Annotated in this window: 1 protein-coding gene; it reads right to left on the bottom strand. The window is 62.0% G+C overall.

The window, feature by feature from the left end; translation table 11 throughout:
* A partial coding sequence (locus F6X40_RS41325; protein WP_262421755.1) for a GNVR domain-containing protein occupies positions 1 to 1,952 on the bottom strand: 1,952 nt, incomplete at both ends.

Genomic DNA, 1,952 nt, shown 5'->3' on the forward strand with positions numbered 1-1,952 from the left:
AGCGCGGTCGCGTCGGAGACGGCGAGCACCGGCGGCGTGTCGATCAGCACGATATCGTATTCGCTCGTCTTCGCGAGGAATTGCTGCATGCGTTCGCTCACCAGAAGCTCGGCCGGGTTCTCCGGTATCGCTCCGCGCGCAACGAAGTCGAGGCCCGGACGCACGTCACGCATGATCACCGGGTCGGACGTCACGTCCGACGACAGATAGTCAGCCAGGCCGGGTGTCGAGTCGAGACCAAAGTATTGCTCGAGATGACCTTTGCGCAGGTCCGCGTCGATCAGCAACACCCGCTTGCCGGCCGCCGCTACGACCGCCGCCAGATTCGCCGAAAGGAACGACTTGCCCACCTGTTCCGTCGGCCCCGTCAGCAGCACGCGATTGTCGCCCGATTCCGATTCCAGCATGGCAAAATGAAGCGCGGTTCTGAGTCGGCGCAGGCTTTCAATCGACGGGTCGCGCGGAAACTCGCTCGCCAGCAGGAACTTCTCGCCAGCGGGCAGCTTCGGCGTCTTGCCGATTCGCGCGACTTTCGCCTGCGACAGCGGCACGCTCGCATAGACGTTCAGGCCCGTTTGCTCCTCGATCTCCTGCGCGTCGGTCACGCCCCGATACAGCGCCGTACGCCCGAACGCCGCACCCACGCCCAGAATCAGGCCGCCCAACGCAGCATAGACAATCACCAGAAGCTTGTTCGGCTTGATCGGCTCTTTCGGCACCACCGGGTTATCGATCAACCGCACCGTTCCAACCTTGCCGGCGCGAACCAGTCTGAGCTGTTGCATGTTGTTCAGCATGCCGACGTAAAGCTCGTTGTTCACGTTCATGTCACGGGTCAGGCGCACCGCATTCTGCTCCAGGTCCGGCAACGCCTGTTCCTGCTGCGACAAGCTTCCGATCCTGCTGCTCAGCATGCCGATCTGCTGATCGATCGCCTGGATCGCGGGGTGACCCGGCGCGTAGATCGCGCCCATCTCCGCGCGCTTCTGCTTCAGTTCGAGCAGGCTGCGCTGCGCGGCTACGCTTTGATCCAGATAGGCCTTGCCCTGCTCACTCAGATTGAACACGCCCATGCGGTTGCGCATGTCGTTATAGCGTCCCTCGGCGCGCTCCAGGTCGCTCTTGAGTTGCGGCAGCTGCTCGCTCAGGAACGCAAGCGACTTCTCGGCTTCCGCCGCCTTGCGCTTCAGATTCTGGTCAACATACGCATTGCCGATTTCGGCGAGCGTGCTGGCCGTCAGCAGCCGCTCAGAGCCCGTCAGCGACGCGCCGATGATGCCGCTGTCTTTACCCTTCTGCGAGACCGTCAGCCGGTTTTGCAGGCTTTCCACCGTCTTGTCGCGCGACTGTCTCTCCAGAATGAATTGCGTGCCCGGCTTTGCGTTCAGCGAATCGACCTGCAGCGTGATCGCGCCATCGGCCAGTTTCGTGTCGAGCTTTTCGCCCACGCGACCCTCGATCGGCTCGCTGAGATCGGACTGCTCCAGCCGGTAGCGTCCGCCGTCCAGAACCGTCAGAACGAACTTCTCGCCTTCGAATGCTTCCGGGACGTCGAAGCTGGACACCTTGATCGCTTCATCGCCCCATGCATATCCGCCAAATCCAAAGATACCTGGCTCGGAAAGACTCCGGGCTTGCCGGCCCAACCAGTCTCCGATCAATGGAAAGCGCCTGGGCTTTGCGCTGACGTCGAGGTGCAGATCGTCGACCGCTTTTCCGACCACCATTCTCGACTGCAGGATTTCCATTTCAGCCGTCGCCTCTGTTTTGACGTCGAACATGCTGGAGACGTCGCCCAGCGGGCTTTTTGAACTGCTGGTCGGAATGCTGTCTTCCACCTGCACGAGAATATCGGCCTGGTACACCGACGGCGCGATAAACGCGTAGGCCACGCCCACGGCGAGCACGCCGCCGGCGATTCCACCGACCAGCCAACGGTTGGCCATTAGAAC

The sequence above is a fragment of the Paraburkholderia sp. UCT31 genome, assembly GCF_014397655.1.
GTDB lineage: Bacteria > Pseudomonadota > Gammaproteobacteria > Burkholderiales > Burkholderiaceae > Paraburkholderia > Paraburkholderia tuberum.